We start from the raw sequence: 25,970 nt of genomic DNA, 5'->3' as shown, positions 1-25,970 counted from the left end.
ACCGGACCTGTTCTCTGAAGCGACGTCAAATGGTCTGGACCAGATGAGAGAGAGGTTTAGTCCATCTGCCGTTCACCGCACAAGGGGGCGGGCCCGGTCGGTGCAGCATGCAAAAGAGGGGCCGGACCGCGATGTGCGGTCCGGCCCCTCCTCGGGCCCGTGCGGGACTCGGCGTCCGTGCCCGGTCAGCCGATGAGCCTGATCAGCCTGATCAGCCGATGAGCGAGCGCAGCACGTACTGCAGGATGCCGCCGTTGCGGTAGTAGTCCGCCTCACCGGGGGTGTCGATGCGCACGACCGCGTCGAACTCGACGTCACCGGCCTTGACCTTGACGGTCTTCGGGGTGCGGCCCTCGTTGAGCTCGGTCACGCCGGTGAAGGAGAAGGTCTCCTCGCCGGTCAGGCCGAGGGACTCGGCGTTCTCGCCCTCCGGGAACTGCAGCGGCAGGACGCCCATGCCGATCAGGTTCGAGCGGTGGATGCGCTCGTACGACTCGGCGATGACGGCCTTGACGCCCAGCAGCGCGGTGCCCTTGGCGGCCCAGTCGCGGGACGAGCCGGAGCCGTACTCCTTGCCGGCCAGGACGACCAGCGGGATGCCGGCGGCCTGGTAGTTCTGCGAGGCGTCGTAGATGAACGACACCGGCGCGTCGGCCTGGGTGAAGTCGCGGGTGTAGCCGCCCTCGGTGCCCGGCGCGATCTGGTTGCGCAGGCGGATGTTGGCGAAGGTGCCGCGGATCATCACCTCGTGGTTGCCACGACGGGAACCGTAGGAGTTGAAGTCGCGCTTCTCGACACCGTTGGCGGTCAGGTACTGCGCCGCCGGGGTGCCCGGCTTGATGTTGCCGGCCGGGGAGATGTGGTCGGTGGTGACCGAGTCGCCCAGCTTGGCCAGGACGCGGGCGCCGGCGATGTCGGTCACCGGGCTCGGGGTCTTGGCCATGCCCTCGAAGTACGGGGGCTTGCGGACGTAGGTGGACTCGGCGTCCCACTCGAAGGTGTTGCCGGTCGGGACCGGGAGCGACTGCCAGCGGTGGTCACCGGCGAAGACGTCCTGGTAGCCCTTGTCGAACATGGCCTCGTCGATGGAGCCGGCGACGGTGTCGGCGACCTCCTGCTCGGACGGCCAGATGTCGGCGAGGAACACGTCGTTGCCGTCGGCGTCCTGACCCAGGGCGTCCTTGGTGATGTCGATGTTCATGTTGCCGGCGAGGGCGTAGGCGACCACCAGCGGCGGGGAGGCCAGGTAGTTCATCTTGACGTCCGGGTTGATCCGGCCCTCGAAGTTGCGGTTGCCGGAGAGCACCGAGACGACCGCGAGGTCGGCCTCGTTGACGGCGGCCGAGACCTCCTCGGGCAGCGGGCCCGAGTTGCCGATGCAGGTGACGCAGCCGTAGCCGACCAGGTTGAAGCCCAGCTTCTCCATGTACGGGAGCAGGCCGGCCTTCTCGTAGTAGTCCATGACGACCTTGGAGCCGGGCGCCAGGGTGGTCTTGACCCAGGGCTTGACGTGCAGGCCCTTCTCCACGGCCTTCTTCGCCAGCAGGGCGGCACCCAGCATGACGGAGGGGTTGGAGGTGTTGGTGCAGGAGGTGATCGAGGCGATCACGACCGCGCCGTTGTCGATCTCGTAGGACGAGCCGTCGGGGGCGGTGACGGCGGTCGGCTTCGAGGCCTCGGCGGAGTAGGTCGGCAGCGCCTCGGCGAACCGCTCGGCGGCCTCGGCCAGGATCACGCGGTCCTGCGGGCGCTTCGGGCCGGAGATCGACGGGACGACGGTCGAGACGTCCAGCTCCAGGTACTCGGAGTAGACCGGCTCGTGCGACGGGTTGTGCCAGAGACCCTGCTCCTTGGCGTACGCCTCGACCAGGGCGAGCTGCTGCTCGTCGCGGCCGGTGAGCTTCAGGTAGTTGATGGTCTCGGCGTCGATCGGGAAGATCGCGCAGGTCGAGCCGAACTCCGGCGACATGTTGCCGATGGTGGCGCGGTTGGCCAGCGGGATGGAGCCGATGCCGTCGCCGTAGAACTCGACGAACTTGCCGACCACACCGTGCTTGCGCAGCATCTCGGTGATGGTGAGCACCAGGTCGGTGGCGGTGGTGCCGGCCGGCAGCTCGCCGGTCAGCTTGAAGCCGACGACGCGCGGGATCAGCATGGAGACCGGCTGGCCGAGCATGGCGGCCTCGGCCTCGATGCCGCCGACGCCCCAGCCCAGCACGCCCAGGCCGTTGACCATGGTGGTGTGCGAGTCGGTGCCGACGCAGGTGTCCGGGTAGGCCTGGCCGCCGCGGACCATGACGGTGCGGGCCAGGTGCTCGATGTTCACCTGGTGGACGATGCCGGTGCCCGGCGGGACGACCTTGAACTCGTCGAAGGCGGTCTGGCCCCAGCGCAGGAACTGGTAGCGCTCCTTGTTGCGGCCGTACTCGATCTCGACGTTCTGGGTGAACGCGTCCTTGGTGCCGAACTTGTCGGCGATGACCGAGTGGTCGATGACCAGCTCGGCCGGGGCCAGCGGGTTGATCTTGGCCGGGTCGCCGCCCAGCTCCTTGACGGCCTCGCGCATGGTGGCGAGGTCGACCACGCACGGCACGCCGGTGAAGTCCTGCATGATCACGCGGGCCGGCGTGAACTGGATCTCCTGGCTCGGCTGGGCGTTCTCGTCCCAGGCGCCGAGGGCGCGGATGTGGTCGGCGGTGATGTTCGCGCCGTCCTCCGTGCGGAGCAGGTTCTCCAGCAGCACCTTGAGGCTGTACGGCAGCCGCTCGGAACCCTCGACGGCGGAGAGCTTGAAGATCTCGTACGACTCGTCGCCCACCTGCAGCGAGCTGCGGGCGTCGAAGCTGTTCGCGGACACGACTGACTCCTTCTGGGTGCTTCGTGCGATATCCGGCCGTCACGCGGTGGTAAGGTCACCCTTACTTAGGCTGACCTTGCCCGCATCGCCGGCGAGCGCCTCTCGGCAAGTATCTTGATGTCGAGATATATCGTAAGGGGCAGTTATCTCGATGTCGAGATAAACCATAGTGCATGCCGTGGCTCACCGGTCGTCCGGGCCGCGCCGCTTGCGCTCCAGCCTGATCAGCCACACCGCACCCGCCACGACAGCCGCCGCCACCAGCAGCACCACCACAAGCTCACCACCGGAACCGCCGGTCGGCGAGGGGGCGATGTCGGCCAGCCGGATCGTCGTCACTCTTCCTCCTCCGTTCGCGCCCGGTTCGCTCCCGGGCCCAGAACCAGCATCAGCAGCACCGGGAACTCCAGATAGGCGTGGTAACTCGCCAACGCGGCGTACACCGACCGACCGCGGGCGTAATCCACGGCGAACAACAGGGCCAGCAGCAGCCCCAGGACCGCGCCCAGTCCCCAGGCCCGCACCCCGCGCAGCCCCGGCACCCGGGCGCCGAAGCGCTCCGCCGCCTCCGGCGCGTACCGCGGCAGGAACCACACCCAGACCACGTAGTGCATCGACTGGAGGAAGGCGAACACCGCCAGGAAGCGCAGCCCCGCCTGCGGCGTCAGCAGGGCCGGCGGGGTGTACGCCGCCGCCAGCCGGTCCGTCCAGCCACCGGGGCGCTGGGACAGCAGCCCGTCCAGCAGACCGCTCAACAACAGGGCCGGCACCAGCAGCACCCAGGCCGACTGCAACGCCAGGAACGCCGCACGGCCCCGCGCCAGCCGGCGCGACCACTCGGCCAGGAACAGCAGCGGCACCACGTTGTGCAGATGGGCCAGCACCACGAAGTGGTACGCGGGAAACGCCAGCGAGGCCGCGCCGGCCACCCCCAGCAGCACCACGCCCGCGAGCAGCAGCCGGGGACGGTCGCGCAGCCCGTACCGGCAGGCCGCCGCCAGCAGGCCGTACGCGAGCAGGATCTCCGCCGACTGGGCGGCCCGCGAAGGCGGCAGCAGGCGGCACAGCACGATGCCGGTCACCAGCACCAGCAGCAGCCGCAGCAGCGGGCCGGTCAGCACGGCGGCGAAGCGGCCGGCCACGTAACGCAGCTCCAGCACGTTGTGCAGCAGACCGAAGACGGCCAGGCCCAGCACCGCCAGGCCGGTCGGCGCCCGCAGCGCCAGCGCCAGGGCGAGGACGGCCGACAGGGCGAAGCCCGCGAACGGCGCGACGCCGGGCCGGGCGGCCGGGCCGGGCGCGGGCCAGGCGGCTCCCTCGGTTCCTGCGGTTCCTGCGGTTCCTGCGGTTCCTGCGGTTCCGGGGGCGCCGGGGGCGCCGGTGGCACTGGTGGTCGCGCCCGCGCTCGTGGTCGCCATGCTCCCCCTCCCCGTGGCACGATCCCCGCCGTGCGCTACCCGGTGGCCCTCGCCCTCACCCTGCTGACCGAGACGCCCGTCTACACGGCCGCCCTCGTCCGCGTGGGGCGGGTCCGGCCCGGGCGGGCGGCCGCGGCCGCCGTCCTGGTCAACCTGGTGACGCACCCGCTGCTCTGGTGGACCCTCCGGCACTGGACCGACGGGCCGGCGGCAGCGTACTGGACGGGCTTCACCCTCGGCGAGGCCGCGGTCTGCGCCGTCGAGGCACTGCTGCTGGGCCCGCTCGCCGGGCTCCGCCCGCGCGACCCGCTGCCCTGGCTCGCCGCCGGCACCGCCAACGCCGCCTCACTGCTGGCCGGACTGCTGATCCTGTCCTGACCGCCGCCCCGCCCCCGCCCCGCCCGTGACGCGGCTTCCGGGCCCCGGCGGCCGGCCGTGCGCGGCGGGCGGGGCAGGCGCGGCGCCCACCTCGCCACGGGGCGGGAGGGGACGGCAGGGATCCGCGGGACGCGCCCGCGGGCCGCCCCGGTACCGTGACCGGTGACTCGACGTGCGGAAACGGGCAGGGGCCGACAGATGATCGTGGTGGACGCATCCGCGCTGGTACTGGCGCTCGCCGACCAGGGGCCGCGCGGGATCCGGGCCCGCGCGGAACTCGCCTCCGGCGGCGAATGGGTGGCGCCCGAGCACATCGTCATCGAGGTGATGCAGTCGCTGCGCGGGCTCTACCTGGCCAAGGAACTGACCGCCGAGCGGGTCGCCGAACTCACCCGGGAACTCGCGGCGGTGACGATCCGCAAGGTCGAGGTGGCGCCGCTGCTCGGCCGGATCTGGGAGCTCAAGGACAACCTCACCCCGGACGACGCCGCGTACGTCGCGGTCGCCGAGCGGTTCGGGGTGCCGCTGGTCACCGCCGACCTGCGGCTGATGCGGGCCAGCGGGCCGCGCTGCGAGATCCGGGGGATCCGGCGCGACTGAGCCGCCACGGGCCGGGTGTCCTCGGAGCCCCGGCCGCGTTAGCAGGGCGACCCCCGCCCCGCCCGTGGAAGGCCCCGTCCCGATGACCGCTCCGCTCGCCGCCGCCCTGCTGCCACTGGCCCTGCTCGTCCCCGCCACCTCGCCGGTCTCCGTCGTCGAGGCCGACTTCGACCCGGCCACCGCCTTCGTCCCGCCGGCCGCCATCAGCTACGCGAGCGACCTGGTGCCGTACGGCTCGCACGTTCGGATCGTCACCGACCGCTCGGTGCCCGGGCGGACGGTGCTCACCCTGACGGCTTCCGGGCTCGCCCCCGACCACGAGTTCCCGGTGCACCTGCACACCGGCGGCTGCGGGGCCGACCCGGCCTCCTCCGGGCCGCACTACCAGGACGAGGTCGACCCGGTGCAGCCGTCCAGCGACCCGGTGTACGCCAACGAGCGCAACGAGCTGCGGCTGGTGCTGTTCACCGACGGGCGGGGCGGGGGCAGTGCCACCACCGCGGTGGCCTGGCAGCCGCGGCCGGGCGAGGCCCGCTCGCTGGTGCTGCACGCGGGCACCCCGGCCGGCCCGCACGCGGCGGGCGACCGGGTGGCCTGCGTCAAGCTGAACGACTGACGCCGGGCGCCGAGCCGGCCCCGGCCCGGCGGCCTCCGCGGCCTCTGGGGCCTCCGGACCGGTCGGGGCCGGGTCGGGGCCGGTCAGGAGCCGAGGGTGGCGACCAGCACCGCCTTGATGGTGTGCAGCCGGTTCTCGGCCTGGTCGAACACGATGGAGTGCGCCGACTCGAACAGCTCGTCGGTGCACTCCAGCTCGGTCATGCCGGTCGCCTCGTGCATCTGCCGCCCGACCACCGTGCCGAGGTCGTGGAAGGCGGGCAGGCAGTGCAGGAACTTCACGTCCGGGTTGCCGGTGGCCCGGACGGTGTCCATGGAGACCTGGTACGGCTTGAGCAGCTCGATCCGCTCGGTCCAGACCTCCTTGGGCTCACCCATCGAGACCCAGACGTCGGTGTAGAGGAAGTCGGCGCCGACCACGCCCTCGGCCACGTCCTCGGTCAGGGTGATCCGGGCGCCGGTCGTCCCGGCCAGGGCCTGGGCCGACTTCTGCACCTCCTCGGTGGGCCAGAGCGCGCGCGGGGCCACGATCCGGATGTCCATGCCGAGCAGGGCGCCGGTGACCAGCAGCGAGTTACCCATGTTGGAGCGGGCGTCGCCGAGGTAGGCGAGGGCGACCTCGGACAGCGGCTTGGCGGTGTGCTCGGTGACGGTGAGCACGTCGGCCAGCATCTGGGTGGGGTGCCACTCGTCGGTCAGGCCGTTCCAGACCGGGACGCCGGCGTACTCGGCCAGCTCCTCGACGACCTCCTGGCCGTGGCCGCGGTACTCGATGCCGTCGAACATCCGGCCGAGCACCCGGGCGGTGTCCTTGATGGACTCCTTGTGGCCGATCTGCGAGCCCGCGGGGTCCAGGAAGGTGGTGGTGGCGCCCTGGTCGTGGGCGGCGACCTCGAAGGCGCAGCGGGTGCGGGTGGAGGTCTTCTCGAAGATCAGCGCGATGTTCTTGCCGCGCAGCCGGGGCTGCTCGGTGCCCGCGTACTTCGCCGCCTTGAGCGTGGCGGCGAGGTCCACCAGGAAGCGGAACTCCTGGGGCGTGAAGTCGAGCTCCTTGAGGAAGTGCCTGTTCCGGAGGTTGAAGGCCATGCCGGGCTCCTGGGGTGACGGGACTACGGGAAAGCGGCAAGTCTATACGATGCTCGGAATTTCTATACAGAGGCAGGCCAGAGAAGGGGAGCCTCCCGGGCCCCCGGGGGCTCCCCTCCTCCGGCACCGCCCTCACAGCCGCGGGTCGACCGGCTCCGACTCCAGCGCGAGCACCGCGAAGACCGGCTCGTGCACCCGCCACAGCGGCTCCGCCGCCGCCAGCCGGTCCAGCGCCTCCAGGCCCAGCGCGTACTCGCGCAGCGCCAGCGAGCGCTTGTGGCCCAGCGCGCGCAGGCGCAGCCGGTCGAGGTGCTCGGTGTAGTCCGGACCGTAGATGATCCGCAGGTACTCCCGGCCGCGCACCTTCACGCCGGGCTGCACCAGGCCGCCCGGCCGGCCCTCGCCGCGTGCGGTGCGCACCAGCGAGGCCAGCGGCTTGACCACCATGCCCTCACCGCCCGCCGCGGTCAGCTCCTCCCACCAGACGGTGGCGGCGGCCGTCGAGGCCTCGTCCTCGGTATCCACCAGGATCCGGCGGGTGCGGTGCAGCACCGGCTCCTTCCGGGGCTCCGGGCGCCCCTGGTGCTCCGGGCGCTCCGTGCCGTCGGCGGAGTCCGACGCGTCGGCGGCCACCAGGCGGTCGATCCAGGCCAGGTGCTCGTCGTGCGGGCGCACCGCGAGGTTCGCCCCCTCGGCCGCGAGCAGCTGGAACGGCGCGAGCCGGATGCCCGACAGGCCCTCGGTCGGCCAGCAGTAGCGCCGGTACGCCTCGGTGAACGCCCGCGCGTCGGCCGCGCGCTGCCGCTGGCGGGCGGTCAGACCGGCCAGGTCCAGGCCGCGCCCGGCCGCCCGCTCCAGCGCGGACAGCACCTCCGGCAGGGCCGCGCCCGCCGCCGCGCCGACCGCCGCGTACTGGCGGCGCAGCAGCTCCACCGCCTTCAGCGACCAGGGCATCAGCTCGGCGTCCAGCAGCAGCCAGTCGGTGGCCAGCTCCTCGAACAGCCCGGAACGCTCGGCGGCCGCCCGGACCCGGTCGAGCACGGCACCGGTCAACTCCTCGTCGGCGAGGAAGGCACGGCCGGTCCGGGTCCAGATCGCGCCGGGGCCGGCCACGCCGAAGCGGCGCTCCAGCGCGGCCCCGTCCCGGGCGACCAGCAGCACCGCGCGCGAGCCCATGTGCTTCTCCTCGCAGACCAGGTGCCGCACGCCGTCCGCCCGGTAGCCGAGGAAGGCCTCCTCCGGGTGCTCCAGGTAGCCCTCCCGGCGGGAGGTGGCGCTCGGCGCCATCGTCGGCGGCAGGTAGGCGAGCAGCCGCGGGTCCAGCGCGAAGCGGCTCATCACCTCCAGCGCGGCGGCCGCGTTCTCCTCCCGCACGGCCACCCGCCCGTGCAGCCCGGTCTCGACGGTCCGGCGCCCGGCCACGTCGGCGAGGTCCAGCGGACGGCCCTCGCGGGCGCCCGGAGCGTCGGTGATCAGCGGGCGGACCGGGGCGTACCACTCGCGCTCGGCCTCGACGCCCACCAGCTCGCGTTCCGGGTAGCGCAGCGCGGTCAGACTGCCGCCGAACACGCAGCCGGTGTCCAGGCAGACGGTGTTGTTGACGAAGCTCGCCGACGGCACCGGGGTGTGGCCGTAGACCACCAGCGCCCGGCCCCGGTACTCCTCCGCCCACGGGTAGCGCACCGGCAGGCCGTACTCGTCGGTCTCGCCGGTGGTCTCCCCGTACAGCGCGTGCGAGCGGACCCGGCCGGAATTGCGGCCGTGGTACCTCTCCGGCAGGCCGGCGTGGCAGACCACCAGGGCGCCGCCGTCCAGCAGGTAGTGGCTGACCAGGCCGCGCATGAACGCGCGGGCCTCGGCCCGGAACTCCTCGCTCTCCCCGGCCAGCTGGTCCAGCGACTCCTGGAGGCCGTAGGCGACGTTGACCTTCTTGCCGTCCAGCGCCCGGCCGAGCTTGTTCTCGTGGTTGCCCGGCACGCAGAGCGCGTGGCCGGCCGCCACCATGCCCATCACCAGGCGCAGCACGCCCGGGGTGTCCGGGCCGCGGTCGACCAGGTCGCCGACGAAGACGGCGGTGCGGCCCGCGGGGTGCGCGGCGTCCACCGGGCGGCCCTCGGCGTCCCGGGTGAGGGTGTAGCCGAGCCTGGTCAGCAGGGTCTCCAGCTCGGAGCGGCAGCCGTGGATGTCGCCGACGATGTCGAACGGGCCGGTGAGGTGGCGCAGGTCGTTGTAGCGCTTCTCCAGCTCGACCCCGGCGGCCGCCACCTCGGCCTCGCCCCGCAGGACGTGCACCTTTCGGAAGCCCTCGCGTTCCAGGCCCCGGAGGGAACGGCGCAGCTCGCGGTGCTGGCGGGGGATCACGTGGGCCGGCAGCCGGCGGTCCGGGCGGGAGCGGTTGCGCTCGGCGCACACCCCCGGCGGGACGTCCAGGACGATCGCGATCGGCAGCACGTCGTGCTCGCGGGCGATCGCGACCAGCTGACGGCGGGCCTCGGGCTGGACGTTGGTGGCGTCCACGACGGTCAGCCGGCCGGCCGCCAGGCGCTTGCCGACGATGTAGTGCAGGACGTCGAAGGCCTCGGCGGAGGCGGACTGGTCGTTCTCGTCGTCGGCGACCAGGCCCCGGCAGAAGTCGGAGGAGATCACCTGGGTGGGCAGGAAGTGGCGACGGGCGAAGGTGGACTTGCCCGCGCCGCTGGTGCCGATCAGGACGACGAGGGAGACGTCGGTGACGGGGAGGCGGCGGGGGGTGGTGCTCTCCGCGTGGTCCTGGGCCTGGTCGTCGCCAGGGGTGTCGGTCGTGTCATCGGTCATCGGGGCTCGCCTCCTTCGGGCGTCGTGGTCGTGGTGAACAGGGCCAGCTGGGTCGGGGCGCCGACCTCCTCGTCCTCCGGGCCGACCGGGCGCAGCTCCACGGTGTAGCCGTACGCGGCGGCGACCTTCCCGGCCCAGGCGCGGAACTCGGCCCGGGACCACTCGAAGCGGTGGTCGGCGTGCCGGACGGCGCCCGCCGGCAGGCTCTCCCAGCGGACGTTGTACTCGGCGTTCGGCGTGGTGACCACGACCGTCCTCGGCCGGGCGGCGCCGAACACCGCGTACTCCAGCGCGGGCAGCCGCGGCAGGTCCAGGTGCTCGATCACCTCGCACAGCACCGCCGCGTCGAAGCCCTTGAGCCGGGCGTCGGTGTAGGTGAGCGCTCCCTGTGCCAGCACCACCCGGGCCGCCTGACGCTCCGACAACCGCTCCAGGCCCAGCTTACGACTCGCCGCCCGCAGCGCCCGGGCGGAGACGTCCACGCCGAGGATCCCGGTGAACCGGGGGTCCTTGAGCAGCTCGCCGATCAACTCGCCCTGGCCGCAACCGAGGTCGGCGACACGGGCGGCACCGCTCTCACGCAGCGCGGTGAGGATCGCGGCGCGGCGCCGCTCGGCGAGGGAGGGCTGCCGGGGCTCCGGCTGCTCGCCGGCCTCCTCCTCGGGCCGGACCTCCTCCTCGGGCCCGACCTCCTCCTCGGGCCCGACCTCCTCCTCGGGCCGGTCATCGACCGCGTTGTCGATCTCCTCGACCTCGCGGTCGTCGGCCTCCGCCAGCCGGGCCAGCTCCAGGCGCTCCATCGCGGCCCGGGTCAGCGACCAGCGCCGGGCCAGGTAGCGGCGGGTGATCAGGGCGCGCTCCGGGTGGGCCGCCAGCCAGCCCTGGCCGGCGGCGAGCAGCTTGTCCACCTCGTCCGGGGCGACCCAGTAGTGCTTGGCACCGTCCAGCACCGGCAGCAGCACGTACAGCTGCTGGAGCGCGTCGGCGAGCCGTACCGTTCCGGAGGAGAGCGCGATCCGCACGTAGCGGGACTCGCCCCACTCGGGGAACGACTCGTCCAGCGGGATCGCCGTCGCCTCGACCTGCCAGCCCAGCGGTTCGAACAGCCGGACCACCAGGGCCGGACCGCCGCCGTCACCCGCACCGTTGGCGGGCACGGCGGGCAGGTCGATGCGCAGCGGACGGGCCCGCCCGGGCAGTTCGGGCCGGGCCGGGCAGGCGCCCTTCATCGCGGACCGGAACACCGTCCGCAGCGCCACCGCGAGCAGCGAGGACGCCGCGTACGGACGGTCGTTGACGTACTGGGAGAGCGCGAAGTCGGGCGAGCCGCCGCGCCCCCTGCCGTCGCCCCGGCCCTTGCGGACCAGTGCGATCGGGTCGATGTCCAGCAGCAGCGCCGCGGTGCAGACCTCGTCCCCGGCCTCGGGGTAGAAGACGTGGGCCTCGCCGTGCGACGTGGTGAACCGCTGGACCTTGTCGGGGTGCTTGTGCAGCAGGAACCCGAGGTCCGCGGCCGGGTCCTCGGCGCTGCCGGTGGTGGAGATCGACATGAACACCCGCTGAAGTATTGCCCAGCGCCGGGACGGCGAGCACCGGGTTTTCCCGCCCCGCGGACCGCCGACCAGCAGGTCCGACGGGTGTGTCCGCCCGGCGGGCGTGTTCGGCACCGGGGCCCCGCATTGGTTAACGTGCACGGTGTGACTGCTGAATCCACCTCGCTCGAATCCACCTCCCCGGCGAACGGCGCCGTGGCCGCCGGTCTGGCCACCATCGCCGCCGACGGCACCGTCCTCGACACCTGGTTCCCCGCCCCCGTGCTGGCCGCCGAGCCCGGCCCGGCCGGCACCGTCCGCCTGACCGCCGAGCAGGCCGAGGCCGAGCTCGGCGCCGGCGCGGCCGAGGCGCTGCGCGCCGACGCGCGCCGTGGCGTCGAGGTGGTCGCCGTGCGCACCACCATCGCCTCGCTGGACGAGAAGCCGCTCGACACCCACGACGTGTACCTGCGGCTGCACCTGCTCAGCCACCGCCTGGTCAAGCCGCACGGCCAGAACCTGGACGGCGTCTTCGGCCTGCTGGCCAACGTCGCGTGGACCAGCATCGGCCCCGTCCCGGTGGACAAGGTCGAGCAGGCCCGCCTGTCCGTGCGCGCCCAGGGCGGCCAGCTGGCCGTGTACGGGATCGACAAGTTCCCGCGGATGACCGACTACGTCGCCCCGACCGGTGTGCGCATCGCCCACGCCGACCGTGTCCGGCTCGGCGCTCACCTGGCCGTCGGCACCACCGTGATGCACGAGGGCTTCGTCAACTTCAACGCCGGCACCCTGGGCACCTCCATGGTCGAGGGCCGGATCAGCGCGGGCGTCGTCGTCGGCGACCACAGCGACATCGGCGGCGGCGCCTCGATCATGGGCACCCTGTCCGGCGGCGGCAAGCAGGTCGTCTCGGTCGGCGAGCGCTGCCTGCTCGGCGCCAACGCGGGCATCGGCATCTCGCTCGGCAGCGACTGCGTGGTCGAGGCCGGCCTGTACGTGACCGCCGGCACCCGGGTCACCACCCCGGACGGCACGGTGGCCAAGGCCGTCGAGCTGTCCGGCCAGGACAACCTGCTGTTCCGCCGCAACTCGCAGAGCGGCGCGGTCGAGGTCATCGCCCGCTCCGGCTCCTGGGGCGGCCTGAACGCCGACCTGCACGCCCACAACTGACCTGCGGGCAGCGACTGTCGGGGTCCGGCGCCGGGCGGCGCCGGACCCCGTTCGCGTCCCGGGGCCGCTTGCGATCCGGTCCCGCTCGCGCCGCGGGTTCCGGCCGCAGCCGTTGCTCCCGCCCGGCCGCCCACGACGCCAGCCCCTCGTCCATCGCCCCAGTCCGGCCTCCCTCAGCCGTCGCCCGACACTCGCGTCACCCGACCGGGCGATGCGCGTTCCGGCCCATCCGCTCCCTCCTTCCGCAACCCGCTCCCTTCGCCACCGCCGGCTCACGCACTCCTGAGGACCACCAGCCGCTGGGTCGCCCTGGTCATCGCGACATAGCGGTCGACCGCGCCCTCGACCCCACCGCCGAACGCCTCCGGATCCACCAGGACGACCAGGTCGAACTCGAGTCCCTTGGACAGCTCCGGGGTCAGCGACCGGACCCGCGGCCGCGCCTCGAACCCGGGGGCGCCGATCACACAGGCGATCCCCTCGGCATGGTCGGTGAGCCAGCCGTCCAGGACGGCGTCCAGCTCCGCCACCGACCCGTGCACGACGGGGATGCCGCTGCTGCGGACGGAGGTCGGCACGTTGGCGTCCGGCAGCGCGGCCCGGATCGCGGGCTCGGCCTCGGCCATGACCTCCTCCGGAGTCCGGTAGTTGATGCTCAGCGAGGCCACCGTGGTCCGGTCGAGCCCGATCCGCTCCAACCGCTCCTGCCAGGACTCCGTGAAACCGTGCCTGGCCTGCGCCCGGTCCCCGACGATGGTGAAGCTCCGGGACGGGCAGCGCAGCAGCAGCATCTGCCACTCGGCGTCGGTCAGCTCCTGGGCCTCGTCCACCACGATGTGCGCGAACGGCCCGGCGAGCGGTTCCGGGTCGGCGACGGGCAGGGCCGTCTCGTCGACCAGGGTGTCCTGGAGGTCGCGGCCGCGCAGCATCGTCACCGCGCCCTCGCCGTCGTCGTCGGCCTGCAGCAGGTCGCCGATGACGTCGGCCATCCGTGCACGCTCGGCGGCGGCCGCGGCCTCCCGCCGGTGCCGGCGCCGGTCCGCCTCCGGATCGCCCAGCCGCTGCCGGGCCGCGTCCAGGAGCGGCAGGTCGGACACCGTCCAGGCCTGGGGCGCGTCCTTGCGCTGGAGCCTGCGGACGTCCTCGGGTGCGAGCCAGGGCGCGCACATCCGCAGGTAGGCGGGCACCGACCAGAGGTCGCCGACCAGCTCGGCCGCGTCGAGCAGCGGCCAGGCCCGGTTGAGCGTCTCGACCAGCTCCCGGTCCTGCCGCAGCGACCGGCGGAACAGCTCGGGCGAGACCCCCTCGTCCTCGTCCAGCTTGTGCATCAGGATCGTGGCCAGCTCCTCCCAGATCTGCTCGTGGGCCTCGTTGTGCGGGGTGCCCTGGTCCGGCGCGTCGAACGCGTCGGACCAGTCCTCGGCGCTCAGCCAGAGGTCGGCCCAGTGAGTGGTGACCTCCAGCCCCTCGGTGGGCGGCTCCTCGTAGAACCGGACGGCCTTCTCGATCGCCCTCACCATGTCGGCCGAGGACTTCAGCCGGGCCGCCTCCGGGTCGGCCTCGGCCCCGGCCTTCGCCCCTTCGGCGACCAGGTCCCGCACGGTGCAGGTGCGCACCCCCTCCTCGCCGAGGCTCGGCAGGACGTCGGCGACGTAGGCCAGGTAGGGCTGGTGCGGGCCGACGAACAGCACGCCGCCCCGCCGGTGGCCGAGCCGGGGGTCGGAGTAGAGCAGGTACGCGGAGCGGTGCAGGGCGACGACCGTCTTGCCGGTGCCCGGGCCGCCGTCCACCACCAGGGCACCCCGGGAGCCGGCCCGGATGATGGCGTCCTGGTCGGTCTGGATGGTGGCCAGCACGTCCCGCATCCGGGCCGACCGGCCGCCGCCCAGGCCGGCGATGAACGCGGACTGGTCGTCCAGCGCCGCGTGCCCCTCCAGGGCCTCGGCGGTGAACACCTCGTCCCAGTAGTCGGCGATCCGGTCACCGGTCCAGCGGTACCGGCGCCGGCTCACCAGGCTCATCGGATCGGCGTGGGTGGCCGCGAAGAACGGCTCGGCCGCGGGCGAGCGCCAGTCGACCAGCAGCCGTCGGCCCGCGCTGTCGGTGAGGCCGAGCCGCCCGATGTACACCGGCTCCGGGTCGTCGGCGAGGACGACCCGGCCGAGGCACAGGTCCAGGCCGAAGCGGCGCAGGGCGCGCAGCCGACCGGTCAGCCTGTGCACCTCGATGTCCCGGTCCATCGCCTCCCGGCCGAGGCCGCCCGGCGCGCGGCGCAGCGCGTCGAGGCGGTCGGACAGGCCAGTGATCGCCGCTTCCAGGCTCTCCGCGACGGCCGCGAAGTGCCGCTCGTCCTCGCCGATCAGTGCCGGGTCGGCCTTGGCGGCGAGGCGGGCGGGAAGGTCGAACGCACTGGTGGTCCGGCTGTTCATGGCATCAGCTCCGATCTGAGGCCTGCGATTGTGCGCCAGCACGGGGGCCTTGCCGCAAGACCCCCCGTGCGCTATACGTTGAGAGTGGCAAGGGGTGGGTTCTCCCCCCTGGTCGTCCCGGTTCGTCCCCGGCTCCTTTCCGGGCATGTCGACCACGCCGCGCTCCGCATCATCGATCGCATCCCCGCTCCGCGACGCCCGGGGCCCGCTCCGCAACGCACCCGGGGGCCGTTCCGCGCCTAGCCGAGGCGGCACCGCGACGGCAACCCCGGCTCACCCGGGAGGCTTACCCCGCAGCGGAGTTGGACCGCATCGGGTGGTGTCCGGGTGACGGCGTCCGGAGCGGTTCGTTGGGTGCTACGGCGGGGGTGGGTGCCCCGGTGGCGGGCGACTGCCACCTCCCGCCGTGCGGCCCGAGCCACCGTCGGCCGCTCCACACCGCACCACCGATGCGAAGAGGTACCGTCATGTCCGAACCATCTGCCACGCCGCAGTTCCCGAGCAGCCCGACGGGCTCGGCCGACGGCACCTCGGCCGGACCCGCCAGCCCCAAGAGCCTGCTGGAGCAGATGCAGGAACTGCTCGCCTCCGTCTCCGCGGACCTCGCCGAACTCCAGGGCTCCGTCCCCGGGAGCGCCGACTCCACCGCCTATCCGACCGGCACGGACACCTCCGGGACCTCGGACACGCAGGGCACCCGGTAGCCATCCACCGGTTCCTCCTCGGTCGGCCCGCCCTCACCGGGCGGGCCGCCGCCGGAGGGCGAGCCGCCGCGGCTCGCGGCACCTCCACCGCCACCGCCGCCTCCACCGCCCGACGGACCGGTGTCGCCCGGCGGGCCGAGCCTGACCACCAGTAACGGCGCCCCGCCGCCGACCTGCTCCCGCTCCCGCTCGGCCCCACCGAGCGCCGCGGGCTGCGCCTCCCCGGCCCGGACCGCCGCCTCACGCAGCCGTACGGTGAGGTCCTTGCACTCCGACACCGCGTCCACACCGTCGATGCACGTCCAGTAGAGGCTCTCGGTGTCCGCCCCGCAGGCGAGCACCACCAGCGTCTCGCCGACGTCCCGGAGCAATCCGTCCAGCGCCCCCAGGGCCGGCGCCAAGTCCCCCAGGTCCGTGAGCCGCGCGGCCCGGCCCCCGCCCACCAGGGCGGCCCGGACGACGGAGCGGTCCAGGCAGACCGCCGCGTGCGCCCCGGCCTCGGACAGTTGCTGCCCCAGCCCGGTCAGCTCCTCGTCCTCCGACTCCGCCAGCCTGGCGCCCACCGCCTCGGTGAGCAGCGCGGCCTGCCGCGCCTCGGCCAGCACGTCCGGTACGTGCCTGGCCTCGGCCAGGGCGTGCCGGGCCGTCTTGATCAGTCGCAGCGCCTCCATGGCCACCGCTCCCCTCGCTCGCTGTCGCCGTCGGCCCGGGCCGCCGGGAGGGGCGGTCCGAGGGGCGACGGCTGGTCACGGCGAAAGCGTGCGAGGAAGAGCGCGGACGCGCATCCACGATGTCAGAAGCTGTGGAAAAGTCGGGGGCTGTGGATGAATTCCTTCCCTCACAAGGGTTGATCGCCTACGTCCGAGTTGACGCCGAGCACATTTTCACCGGCGCCGACCGCGTTTTCACCACCGGCGATCGCGTGTTCACCACCGGCGACCGCACCCTCCGGTACCGGGAAGCGGAGTTCGTTCCGCTCGATCTTGGCTGCCAGGGCCTCCAGCGGATCCACCCCGACCGCGGTGCAGAACTGCAGCAGGTACGCCAGCACGTCCGCGACCTCGTCGTGCACCCGGTGCGCGCGGTCCGGGTCGGACATCACCGCACCGGCCTGCTCGGGCGTCAGCCACTGGAAGATCTCCAGCAGCTCCCCCGCCTCCACGCTCAGCGCCGCCGCCAGGTTCTTCGGGGTGTGGAAGGGCTCCCACCGCCGGGCCGCCGCGAAGTCCACCAGCCGCTGCCGCAAGGCCTCAACGGTGGGCTCCGCCGGCCCCGTCACTCGTTCGCTCACCCCTCCAGGTCTACCGCATCAAGACCCGCCGCCCCACCGTCCACCGGAAACGCCCCACTGCCGGCCGGTGCTCCCGCGAGCCCGGCCGGCCCCTCCTGCCCCGCCGACGGCCCCGCCGACGCCCCTGCCGGCGCCCCTGCCGATGACCTCGCCGCCGACCGGCCCGCGCCCGCCGCGGCCCCCTCGTCGGCCCCACCCCGGGCCTCCCCGATCGCCTCCCCGGCCGCCTCCCCGCGCCCGCCCTGGACCGGCACCCGCGCCGTCTCCGTCCGCAGCACCGTGAACCCCGAGTCGGGATCCCGCCGGCACTCCACCAGCACCATCCCGCCCCCGGGCGTGCCGCCCAGCACCTCCCGCGCCGCCGCCGGCTCCTGCAGGGCCGCGACCACCCGCAGCTGGCGGCGCTCCGCCATGTCCCGGGCCAGCCGCAGCAGCGTGGCGGCCTGCTCCGCGGAGAGCCCCGCGCCCAGGTCCTCGGCCAGCACGATGAGCTGCCGGTGCGCCCAGGGCACCTCGGCGGCCACGTCGAGGTCGAGCACCCCGGCCCCGGTCAGCAGCACCGCGGCGAAGGCGAGGTAGCGCAGCATGCCGTCGGAGGCCTGGTCGGCCCCGGTGCGCCCGAGGACGCCCTCGTCGAAGACGGCGAGGACCTTCCGCACGCCCGCACTCTCCCGCTCGGCCAGGGTGAGCCCGAGCAGCGGGTGCGGCGCGGCGGACTGCACCGCGCGCAGCAGCTGCCCGTACCGGCGCGGGCACTCGTTGCTCAGCCGGGCCACGACGGCGGAGACGTTGGCGGCGTTGCCGCGCAGCCGGGCCTGCGGGTCGGCCCGGGCCCAGCCGCGCATCAGTGCGGGGACGGGGTGCAGCGGGAAGACCTCGCGCAGCGCCGTGAGCAGGTCCTCGGTGGCGGCGAGGACGAGGCACTCGCCGGCCGACGAGCCCGCGACCCGCAGCGGCAGCTGCGCGGTGATCATCGTGCCGCTGGGGAACGGCGCCCGGATGTCGCCCTGGCGGGTGTCGTTGTGCCAGCAGACGTTGACCCGCCGGTTGCGGACGTCCTGCTCCCCGGTGTCCATCAGGGTCCGGCCGTCGAGGGTGAGCGACTCCCGGGCGATCCGGACCGGGCCGTCGGTGCGGATCACCACGTCGAGCCGGATCAGGCCGTGCGGCGAGCGGACGGTGCAGCCGAGGATGATCGCGTCCCGCCCGTGCGGCACGCACCCGTCCAGGCCTCCGCGGACGGGCTCGGCGAGCGGACCGGTGCGGTCGGGCAGCCCGTCCAGCGAGTCGGCGATCTCCTCGCCGAGGGCGAGCCGGGAGAGCACGGCCAGCGCGTCGAGGGCGTTGGACTTGCCGACCCCGGCGGGCCCGTGCAGCACGGTGAGGGGCGCGAGCGGCAGCACCGCGCGCCGGTAGGACTTGAACGAGGTGAGCCGGAGCTCCTCGACTGTGGGGCGCGGCACGGGCGGCCGGTCGGGCCGTGGGGCGCCCGTTCGGAGGTGGGACGGCCCTGCGGGCCTGGTGGCGTCGCGGTTCACCTGTCGGACGTTAGCCGCAGGCCGACCGGAAGAAACGTGCCTGCGCGGCAGATTCATCCCAACGTGGCGCTCAGCGCCGGTACGCGGCCACCGTCACCGAGGCCGTCACCTCGACCGGCTCCGGCAGCTCCGCGAGCGCGGCACCGAGCCGATCCGGATCGGTGTGCCAGGCGCTCGGACCCATGCCGACGACGGTGCGCACGTCCTGCGGGCCGAGCCGCAGGGTGAACTCGACCTCCCGCCGCCCGGCGGGCTCCAGGTACGGTCCGAGCTTCTCGTCGATCCGCCGCTGCTTCTCCTCGTCCACCGACAACAGGCCCAGTGCGTCGACGAGTTCGCGCAGGTGGCGGGCGGTCGGCGAGACCAGCAGCAAGGTGCCGCCGGGGCGCAGCACCCGGCGGATCTCGGGCCCGTTGCGCGGGGCGAACACGTTGAGCATCAGCTCGGCCGAGGCGTCCCGCAGCGGCAGCGGGCGCCAGGCGTCGCACACCACGGCGCCGATCCGGGGGTGCGCCCTGGCGGCGCGGCGCAGCGCGAACTTGGAGATGTCCAGGGCCGCGCCGACCGTGCCGGGCAGGGCGTCCAGGACGTGCGCCAGGTAGTGGCCGGTGCCGGCGCCGAGATCGGCGACCAGGCCGCCGGGCTCACCGGCGACGACGGCGGAGGCCGCCCGCGCCAGCGCCTCGGCGATCGGCCGGTAGTGCCCGGCGGCGAGGAAGTCCGCGCGGGCCGCGACCATCTCGGCGGTGTCCCCGGTGCCGGTGTGGGCGTCGCCGGCGAGGAGGCTGACGTAGCCCTGCTTGGCGAGGTCGAAGCTGTGCCCGGCCGGGCAGCGCAGGCTGCGGTCGTGCCGGGTGAGGGCCTGCGCGCAGTGCGGGCAGGCCAGGTAGCGCTCGATGTCCTGGAGCAAGGTTCCGTCTTCTCTCGCCGTACGCCCCGGCCGGTCGGGGCGCCAGCCAGCCTAACGACCCCGACGGACCCGCGCCCCGGGCCGCCGCCCCGGCCCAGCGCCGACGGGCCCACGCCCCGGCCACGCCCGCCGGCCTACCCCACGCCCCTCCCGAGTCCTGCGAGCGCCCGCCCGGCGGGGCCCCGCCGCGCGCGGTCCTGCCCCGCGCGGTCCTGCCCCGCGAGCACCGGCCCCCGCCGCGCCCCGACCCGCAGCGCCAGCGCCACCAGCGCCTCCGGCGCGCCGGGGCGGCCGCGCACCCCGGGAAAGGCGTTGACATCCACGATGACCGGCTCGGCGGGCCCGTCGAGCAGGTCGACCCCGTACACGTCGAGCCCGAACACCTCGCCGACGCGCAGCGCGAGCGCGGCCCGCCCGGCGGACGGCTGCCAGCCCTCCGCCCGCCCCGACTTCCCCGTGCCGGTGGCGAGCTCGGACTGCCGCCGGGCCGCGAACACCTGTCCGTCGACCACCCACAGCTTCTGGTCCCAACCCGTCCCCGGGACGAACGGCTGCGTGACGACCGGCTCCTCGGGCCAGCGCTCGGCGAGTTCGCGCAACCGGGCCGGGCCGTCCACCCGGGCGACCAGGTCGTGCCGCCTGCTGTGCCGGCTCTTGACCACGAACGGGTAGGCCGGATCGGCGAGTTCGCCCAGGCGTCCGGCCGCGTCCGTGGCGGCGAAGGGCAGCCCGGCGGCGCGGGCGAGGTCGGCCATCCGCACCCGGTCCTGGCACAGCTCGGTGGCCGCCGCCGAGTTGACCACCGGCACGCCCCGCCGCTCCAACTCCCCGGCCAGCGCCAGCGCCTGAGGCGTGCGGGCCTTGAGCAGGCAGACGTCGGGGAGCCCGGTCACGGGCCCGGCGGGCGGGACGACCGCCACCTCGTGCCCCCGGCGCACCAGCAGTTCGGCCGCCGATGCCAGCACCGGATGCCCCGGGTCGCCGGTGATCAGTCCGACCTTCACAGCAACTCCCCCTCGCCGAAGCCGCGTTGACCGTAGGGGTTGCCGCCCGCGGGCACCAGCTCGACCGGCCCGCCGGGCACCGACACGGCCGTCCCGCTGCGCGCGAGCCGCAGCACCGCCCGAGAGACCCGGGCCACCGCGTCCGGCACCTGCCGGAAACTCGGGAAGTCGTTGACGTCCACCACCACCGGCCCGTCCGGCCCCAGCAGCACGTCGACCCCGTACAGGTCCAGCCCGAACACCTCGCCGACCTGCGCCACGATCCGCGCGACGCTCCCCGGCAGCGGCACCTGCCGTTCGCGCACGCCCTGCCCCGGGTGCAGCGGGGAGGAACGTTCCGTCGCGAAGAGCTCGCCGTCGACGCAGTACACCTTGAGGTCGGTGCCGGAGTTGGGCACGTACGGCTGGGCGATCAGCAGCCCCTCCCCCGCCAGCTCCGGCCCGACCTCCAGCAGCTGGTCGGGGCTGCGCACCAGCCGGACGGCACGCCCGGAGCTGCCGTCGGCGGGCTTGACCACGAGCGGGTACTCGGTGGCCGGGATCTCCGCCAGCCGTTCCCAGCGCGCGGCCGCGTACGTCACCGGGACGGGCAGCCCGCGGGTGCGGCCGATGACCGCGGCGAGCGCCTTGTCCCGGACCCCGCGGATCGAGCGCACGTCGTTCACCGTGGTGAGGCCGACGGCGGCGGCCGACTCCAGCAGGGTCAGCCCGGGCCCGCCGGACACGGTCTTGAGCACCCAGGCGTCGTGGCTGCCGGCCCGGACCTCCTCGGAGATCGCCAGCAGCGAGTCCCCGGGGCGCAGCACGTCCACCCGGTGTCCCCACGCCGTGAGTTGGCGTGCCACGTCGAGCGGCATGCCGTCGTGCCGGTAGTGTTCCTCCACCAGAAAGCAGAGCCTCATGGGCCTGTCTTCCCCCTTGCTTCGCCTAGTGCAGACGTCCGCCGTCCCCCTCGGCAGAGCTGTAAAGGCTTCAGCATGCACGCTCTGTTCGCACAAGATCGCTGCGAGCGGGTAAGCGTTCGGCAACAATCGGGCCCCGGGGAGGCGGCGAGGGCCCTCGGGGAGCCGTCGAGGGGCGCCGGGGAGGCGGCGAGGGACCCTGGGACGCGCCCCGGAAATCCGGTGGCACCGCGCCGCGGCCCCTGCTTGGATGCACGCCGTGACCCCTGATGATCATGTTCCCGACCGCCCCCTGCTCGACGAGATCGAGCGCTACTACGACGCCGTGCCGCGAAGCGCCGCCCGCACCGAGGACTTCGGACCGCTGACCCTGTTCGTCCGCGACGGGGGCGGCTGGCCGTACTACGCCCGCCCGGCCCTCGGCCACGGCGGCCCGGCCGCCACCGCCGAGGACGTCCGCCGGGTGCTGGAGCGGCAGCGGGAGCTGGGCGTCCCGGAGGCCTTCGAGTGGGTGGCCGAGCAGACCCCGGAGCTGCGCGCGGCGGTCGAGGCGGCGGGCCTGACGGTCCACGAGCACCCGCTGCTGGTGCTGGGCCCGCAGGACGAAGCGGCCCCGGCGCCCGAGCTGCCGGAGCAGGTGGAGGTCCGGGTGCTGGCGCCGGACGCGCCGGAACTGGCGGTCGCGCTCGCCGTCCCGCACCTGGCCTTCGGCGATCCGGGCACCGCCGTCGGCCCGACCGGCGCGGCCGAGCTCGCCACGGCCGCGGCGGAGCTGACGGCCGCCGGCACGGCGGAGCAGGTCGCCCGGCGGATCGCCGCCGGCACCACCGTGCTGGCCACGGCCCTGGAGGACGGCACGGCCCTGTGCGCGGGCCAGCACAACCCGGTGGGCCCGGTCACCGAGGTGGCCGGGGTGGGCACGCTCCCGTCCGCGCGCCGCCGCGGGCTGGGCCTGGCGGTCACCGCGGCACTGGTCGCGCACGCCCGGGCGAACGGGGTTCGGACGGTGTTCCTGTCCGCCGCCGACGAGGACGTCGCCCGGATCTACCGCCGGGCCGGATTCCGCACCTTCGCGACGGCCCTGATCGCGGAACCCGCCGCCCAGCAGGAACCCGCCGCCCAGTAGCAGCCCGCCCGGCGCCCCGGCCGAGGACGGCGCCGATCAGTCGTCGTCCTCGTCCTCCTCGTCCGCCCCGGTGACCTCCTCCCCTTCCGCCTCGTCCACCATCCAGGCCGCCAGCCGCTCGGCGACGCCCGACACCCCGAGCCGCCCCTCGCGGATGGCCCGGGAGAGGCTGCGCACCTCGCGGGCGGTGGTGGCGATGGTGCAGCCGCTGGCGACCAGGTAGGCGTAGGCGACGGCGGTCGCGAAGAGTTCGTTGGTCTTCTCCAGGGCGGGTACCCGGATCAGCTGGTGCATCAGCGCGGCGGCGCGGTCCTGTGGTTCGGGGTAGACCGCGATGTCGAATATCTCGGCCTGGTGGCGGGTGACGGCCGCGAGCAGCGAGCCGTAGTCGGTGACCTGCGGGTCACCGGGGGTGTACTGCTCGGCGGTCATGAGCAGCCACGAGAGGTCGACCTCCAGCTTCAACGGCGCACGTCCTGGAGGTCGCCGGGCTCCCCGAACTCGGCGAGGAAGGCCGACTCGTACTCCTTCATGAACTGCGCGGCCGCGTCCACGAAGGCCCGCCCTGACTCGCCCATGTCCTGTTGGACCAGGCGCTCGATGTACTGGTTCATGGAGATCCCCTGCTGCTCCGCCCGTTCCCGGGCCATCTCGGCGGTCGTGGCGTCGACCCGCACGTTCAGCTGCTTCTTACCCATGCCGCTCAAGCTAGCGCTCAAGTGCTAGCACAACAAGGGCGCGCGCACACCGCCCGCACACCTGCCGCACGCCCCCGCGCAACCTCGCCGTCACCGGGACGCCGAACGGCCGGGCCCGCGGCGGCTGCCACGGACCCGGCCCGCGCCGGAAGGGAGGCGGATCAGAACTGGGTGCTGACGGTCACCCCGCTGAAGTCGGTGTTCGCGTAGAGGCTCACGTAGCGGTAGCCCGCCGTCGGGTTGGTCACCGTGATGCTCTGGGTGGTGCCCGGGTTGGTGGACGAGGCGGCGTAGGCGCTCGGCGAGGCCCAGGTGCTCTCGTTGTAGTACAGGGAGGCGGTGCCGGTGCCCCCGGAGGTGGTGATCCTCAGGGTGCTGGTGCCGGCCGGCAGGTAGACGTACAGGTAGTCCAGATTGCCGGCGGTCGCCGCCAGGCCGGCCCGCGAGCAGTTCTTGCCGAGCGCGTCGGTGCGCGGGTCGGTGCAGGCCGGCGGGGTGGTGGGGCCGCCGCCTCCGCCGGTGGTCACGGTGACGGAGGTCGGGGTGCTGGCGGTCCTGCCGGTGTCGTCGGTGACGGTCAGCGCGACCGTGTAGGTGCCGGCGGCCGCGTAGGTGTGGCTCGGGTTCTGCTGGTCGGACGAGCCGCCGTCGCCGAAGGTCCAGTGCCAGGCGGTGATCCGGCCGGGGCCGGTCTGGACGGACTTGTCGGTCAGGGTGACGGTCGGGCCGTTCACGGTCTGGCCGAACAGCGCGGTCGGGCCGGCCGCGTAGCAGGCGCCGCCGGCGCAGGCGTCGAGCCAGGCGTCGAAGTCGGCGTCGTAGCCGGTGCCGATCCCGTTGTAGACCGCGTAGCCGCCCTGGTAGTCACCGGTGCGGAAGTGCGCGAGCACGGAGTCGATGTCGGCCGGGTGCTTCTCGAACATGTACCGGACCGCCAGGTAGCCCCACGGGTAGGTGCGCACGGTGTCCGAATTGCCGTACGTGTTCTGGAAGATCGTGCTCAGCTTGTACGTGTGTTTGGCGGCCTCGGCCATCGCCTGGGTGTCGGTGGTGCCGCGGTAGGCGTAGGACTCGTACTCGGCGACGCCCTCGATCCACCAGATGTCCGGGACGGAGATCTCGGTGGAGAAGTTGCCCTTGAGGTCGTAGATGTTGTCCAGGTAGTGGGTGTACTCGTGGTTGAGGTTCCACACGTTGGCGGTGAAGCCGTCGTTCCAGGACTTCTGGTACATCACGCACACGGCCCGGTTGTTCGGGTCGGTCGGGTCCATGACGGTCTGTCCGCCGTTGTCGGTGGAGTTGTTGAAGATCGCCCAGGAGTACGTCAGGTAGTCGGCCTGGTTGGCGAAGACCGCGAGGGTCAGCTCCTTGTCGTACTGGCCGGGGATCGGCCCGTTGTCCTTCACCAGCTTGTGGAAGAAGGTGTCCTCGCCGCGCAGGCTGGCGCAGACCGCGGACAGGTCGGCGGGCGGGAGCGCCTCGGTCAGGATGGTGCGGTTGTCGCAGACCAGCTGGTTCGGCAGCACCGCGGCGGTCAGCTTGGCCGGCAGGTCGCAGGTGCCGTAGTACGAGCACTGGCCGGGGTCGAAGCTGTTGGCCTGGTACGCGGTGTGGACGTACAGCGGGCCGGTGGCGCCGGTGATCCGGGCGCCGTCGAGGACGGCCTTGACCTTGCCCTTGACCGCGGCCTCGACCGCCGGGCCGTCGCCGGCCATCCGGCCGAGGTCGTTGCCCGCGTTGACGTCCAGGTAGGCGTTGGCGGTGCCGAGCAGGTCCTCGTGGTTCAGGGCGAAGTCGCCCAGGGCGGCGCCGATGCTCGGGTCCGCGCCGACCGCGCTGACGAAGTCGGGGTTCCAGTTGCCCCGCCACAGCGGAGCGGAGAGCACCGCGTTGACCGCCTTGAGCATCTTCGGGAAGGCGTTGTACGAGTTGTCGTACGACGTCAGCACCTGCTTGTAGACGCCCAGGTAGCTGCCCTGGAGGTTGGCGCTGTCGGTGAGCACCAGGACCTCGTTGAGCACGGTGCCGTTTCCGTCGCTCACGTCGGTGCGGTGCGGCGCGGCGAAGAACGCGTCCAGGGCGGCCTTGGAGGCGCCGGTCAGGGCCGCGTCGTACGGACCGACCGCCCCCGCGTTGTTCGACTGCACGTACCAGCCGGCCCGCTGGAAGAGCACGAGTTGCAGGATGCCGGTCGAGTTGTCGCCGGTGTAGCCGCCCGCCGCGTTCTGGAAGGCGTTGGCGACGGTGAGCATCTTCGCTTCCTTGAAGACGGCGCCCGCGTCCGTGCCGGTGACGTTGAACAGCGTGTTGACGCAGTCCGGGGTCGAGGCCTCCAGGAAGGAGACCAGGTCGGCCCCGCTGCGGCTGCCGAAGTCGGCCGGGGTGCAGCTCTGCGCGGTGGCGGCCGCGGCGGCGGCACCGCGGGCGGCGAGGGGCTGTTTGACCGGGGACGTCTTCGGCCCGGCCGGGCGCTGCGCGGTCTGCACGGCGGTGCCGGCCGGCTGGCCCATCACGAGCTGCCCGAGCAGCGCCGGGGGCAGCGGCTTGGCGACGGGGGCGGGTTCCTCGGCCGCACGGGACTGCTCGGCCGGGTCGACCGTGAGGAAGGCGCCGAGCGGCTTCGGCAGGGCGGAGCCCGGGTCGGCCGCCGGGGCGCCGGCCGCGGGCCGGGCGCTCGACCCGGAGGCGGCCGGGTCGGAGGCGGCGGAAGCGGCCGAGGCGGCGAAGGCGGCCGCGGCGGGCAGCAGCGTGGCGGCGGCGCAGCAGCCGGCGACGAGGCCGGCCAGCAGGGTGGGGAGTGGTATCCGTGGGCGCACTGGTGGGTCCTTCTCCTGTGGGGGGAGGCGCTGGGAGGACTGCCGAGGCGTTGGGGGAACGCGTCATGATCCTGCCAGCGGC

At 73.7% G+C, this 25,970-nt stretch carries 21 protein-coding genes and 1 pseudogene; 6 read left to right on the top strand and 16 right to left on the bottom strand.

Features of this window, described 5'->3' with window-relative positions; translation table 11 throughout:
* Positions 1–211: 211 nt before the first annotated feature.
* The 3 genes from acnA to ACFVUY_RS36135 all read right to left on the bottom strand — a co-directional run bounded on the left by acnA (position 212) and on the right by ACFVUY_RS36135 (position 4,275).
* A complete protein-coding gene (acnA, locus tag ACFVUY_RS36145; protein WP_387736437.1) occupies positions 212–2,857 on the bottom strand; it encodes an aconitate hydratase AcnA in 2,646 nt (881 codons plus the stop codon).
* 183 nt (positions 2,858–3,040) lie between these two features.
* Positions 3,041–3,196 (bottom strand): hypothetical protein, encoded by a 156-nt coding sequence (locus tag ACFVUY_RS36140; RefSeq protein WP_359909976.1) that lies wholly within the window; start codon positions 3,194–3,196, stop codon positions 3,041–3,043.
* Positions 3,193–4,275, bottom strand: a complete 1,083-nt coding sequence (locus ACFVUY_RS36135) for a hypothetical protein (RefSeq protein WP_387736436.1) — start codon at positions 4,273–4,275, stop codon at positions 3,193–3,195. Before ACFVUY_RS36135 ends, ACFVUY_RS36140 begins: the two co-directional genes overlap by 4 nt.
* 30 nt (positions 4,276–4,305) lie before the next feature.
* Here ACFVUY_RS36135 and ACFVUY_RS36130 point away from each other — a divergent pair, with 30 nt between their 5' ends.
* From ACFVUY_RS36130 to ACFVUY_RS36120, 3 genes are all read left to right on the top strand, one after another.
* Positions 4,306–4,653, top strand: a complete 348-nt coding sequence (locus tag ACFVUY_RS36130; RefSeq protein ID WP_380546605.1) for a hypothetical protein — start codon at positions 4,306–4,308, stop codon at positions 4,651–4,653.
* A 198-nt stretch (positions 4,654–4,851) separates the two neighbouring features.
* Positions 4,852–5,253: a type II toxin-antitoxin system VapC family toxin gene (locus ACFVUY_RS36125; protein ID WP_387695348.1), complete on the top strand. Its 402-nt coding sequence runs from the start codon at positions 4,852–4,854 to the stop codon at positions 5,251–5,253.
* Between the two features lie 82 nt (positions 5,254–5,335).
* Positions 5,336–5,869, top strand: coding sequence for a superoxide dismutase family protein (locus ACFVUY_RS36120; protein WP_387695349.1), 534 nt, complete (start codon positions 5,336–5,338; stop codon positions 5,867–5,869).
* 83 nt (positions 5,870–5,952) lie between these two features.
* Here ACFVUY_RS36120 and argF read toward each other — a convergent pair whose 3' ends face one another.
* From argF to ACFVUY_RS36105, 3 genes are all read right to left on the bottom strand, one after another.
* The gene (gene argF, locus ACFVUY_RS36115; protein WP_387695350.1) at positions 5,953–6,954 is read right to left on the bottom strand and encodes an ornithine carbamoyltransferase; all 1,002 of its coding nucleotides are present in this window, start codon (positions 6,952–6,954) and stop codon (positions 5,953–5,955) included.
* A 132-nt stretch (positions 6,955–7,086) separates the two neighbouring features.
* On the bottom strand, positions 7,087–9,768 hold the full coding sequence (locus tag ACFVUY_RS36110) for a polynucleotide kinase-phosphatase (RefSeq protein WP_387736435.1): 2,682 nt from the start codon (positions 9,766–9,768) through the stop codon (positions 7,087–7,089).
* Positions 9,765–11,324 carry a 3' terminal RNA ribose 2'-O-methyltransferase Hen1 gene (locus ACFVUY_RS36105; RefSeq protein ID WP_387736434.1) on the bottom strand — a complete coding sequence of 520 codons (1,560 nt, stop codon included), beginning with the start codon at positions 11,322–11,324 and terminating at the stop codon, positions 9,765–9,767. The genes ACFVUY_RS36110 and ACFVUY_RS36105 overlap by 4 nt, the downstream gene beginning before the upstream one ends.
* Positions 11,325–11,465: 141 nt before the next feature.
* Between ACFVUY_RS36105 and dapD the strand changes: the two genes are divergently transcribed.
* Entirely contained in the window at positions 11,466–12,470 is a 1,005-nt protein-coding gene (dapD, locus tag ACFVUY_RS36100) for a 2,3,4,5-tetrahydropyridine-2,6-dicarboxylate N-succinyltransferase (RefSeq protein WP_387695353.1), read from the top strand.
* A 272-nt stretch (positions 12,471–12,742) separates the two neighbouring features.
* Here the strand turns inward: dapD and helR are convergent, their stop codons facing one another.
* Complete coding sequence (helR, locus tag ACFVUY_RS36095; RefSeq protein ID WP_387736433.1) at positions 12,743–14,899, bottom strand: RNA polymerase recycling motor ATPase HelR; 2,157 nt, start codon at positions 14,897–14,899, stop codon at positions 12,743–12,745.
* Positions 14,900–15,366: 467 nt separating this feature from the next.
* Here helR and ACFVUY_RS36090 point away from each other — a divergent pair, with 467 nt between their 5' ends.
* Positions 15,367–15,603, top strand: coding sequence for a hypothetical protein (locus tag ACFVUY_RS36090; RefSeq protein ID WP_387736432.1), 237 nt, complete (start codon positions 15,367–15,369; stop codon positions 15,601–15,603).
* Here the strand turns inward: ACFVUY_RS36090 and ACFVUY_RS36085 are convergent.
* From ACFVUY_RS36085 to ACFVUY_RS36060, 6 genes and pseudogenes are all read right to left on the bottom strand, one after another.
* On the bottom strand, positions 15,549–16,274 hold the full coding sequence (locus ACFVUY_RS36085; RefSeq protein WP_387736431.1) for a DUF6099 family protein: 726 nt from the start codon (positions 16,272–16,274) through the stop codon (positions 15,549–15,551). The two genes, ACFVUY_RS36090 and ACFVUY_RS36085, sit on opposite strands and share 55 nt — an antisense overlap.
* 278 nt (positions 16,275–16,552) lie before the next feature.
* Positions 16,553–16,882: pseudogene (locus ACFVUY_RS36080) on the bottom strand (nucleotide pyrophosphohydrolase); the annotation flags it as partial.
* 8 nt (positions 16,883–16,890) lie between these two features.
* Entirely contained in the window at positions 16,891–18,357 is a 1,467-nt protein-coding gene (locus ACFVUY_RS36075) for an AAA family ATPase (RefSeq protein WP_387736430.1), read from the bottom strand.
* 145 nt (positions 18,358–18,502) lie between these two features.
* Complete coding sequence (locus ACFVUY_RS36070; RefSeq protein ID WP_387736429.1) at positions 18,503–19,342, bottom strand: putative RNA methyltransferase; 840 nt, start codon at positions 19,340–19,342, stop codon at positions 18,503–18,505.
* 134 nt (positions 19,343–19,476) lie between these two features.
* Positions 19,477–20,346 carry a RimK family alpha-L-glutamate ligase gene (locus ACFVUY_RS36065; protein WP_387736428.1) on the bottom strand — a complete coding sequence of 290 codons (870 nt, stop codon included), beginning with the start codon at positions 20,344–20,346 and terminating at the stop codon, positions 19,477–19,479.
* Positions 20,343–21,248, bottom strand: coding sequence for a RimK family alpha-L-glutamate ligase (locus tag ACFVUY_RS36060; protein WP_387736427.1), 906 nt, complete (start codon positions 21,246–21,248; stop codon positions 20,343–20,345). Before ACFVUY_RS36060 ends, ACFVUY_RS36065 begins: the two co-directional genes overlap by 4 nt.
* Positions 21,249–21,507: 259 nt before the next feature.
* On the opposite strand from ACFVUY_RS36060, the gene ACFVUY_RS36055 reads away from it, so the two are divergent.
* A complete protein-coding gene (locus ACFVUY_RS36055; RefSeq protein WP_387736426.1) occupies positions 21,508–22,374 on the top strand; it encodes a GNAT family N-acetyltransferase in 867 nt (288 codons plus the stop codon).
* 36 nt (positions 22,375–22,410) lie between these two features.
* On the opposite strand, the gene ACFVUY_RS36050 is transcribed toward ACFVUY_RS36055, so the two are convergent.
* The 3 genes from ACFVUY_RS36050 to ACFVUY_RS36040 form a co-directional block, all read right to left on the bottom strand.
* The gene (locus ACFVUY_RS36050) at positions 22,411–22,839 is read right to left on the bottom strand and encodes a fic family toxin-antitoxin system, toxin component (RefSeq protein WP_359909922.1); all 429 of its coding nucleotides are present in this window, start codon (positions 22,837–22,839) and stop codon (positions 22,411–22,413) included.
* Positions 22,836–23,072, bottom strand: a complete 237-nt coding sequence (locus ACFVUY_RS36045; RefSeq protein ID WP_049659744.1) for a toxin-antitoxin system HicB family antitoxin — start codon at positions 23,070–23,072, stop codon at positions 22,836–22,838. The genes ACFVUY_RS36050 and ACFVUY_RS36045 overlap by 4 nt, the downstream gene beginning before the upstream one ends.
* A gap of 161 nt (positions 23,073–23,233) precedes the next feature.
* Positions 23,234–25,888 carry a collagenase gene (locus ACFVUY_RS36040; RefSeq protein WP_387736425.1) on the bottom strand — a complete coding sequence of 885 codons (2,655 nt, stop codon included), beginning with the start codon at positions 25,886–25,888 and terminating at the stop codon, positions 23,234–23,236.
* Positions 25,889–25,970 lie beyond the last annotated feature (82 nt).

The organism is Kitasatospora sp. NPDC058063, from assembly GCF_042885395.1.
GTDB lineage: Bacteria > Actinomycetota > Actinomycetes > Streptomycetales > Streptomycetaceae > Kitasatospora > Kitasatospora lactacystinica.
Note: the sequence above shows the minus strand (reverse complement) of the source record. Positions and strands in the feature narration are given on the sequence as shown.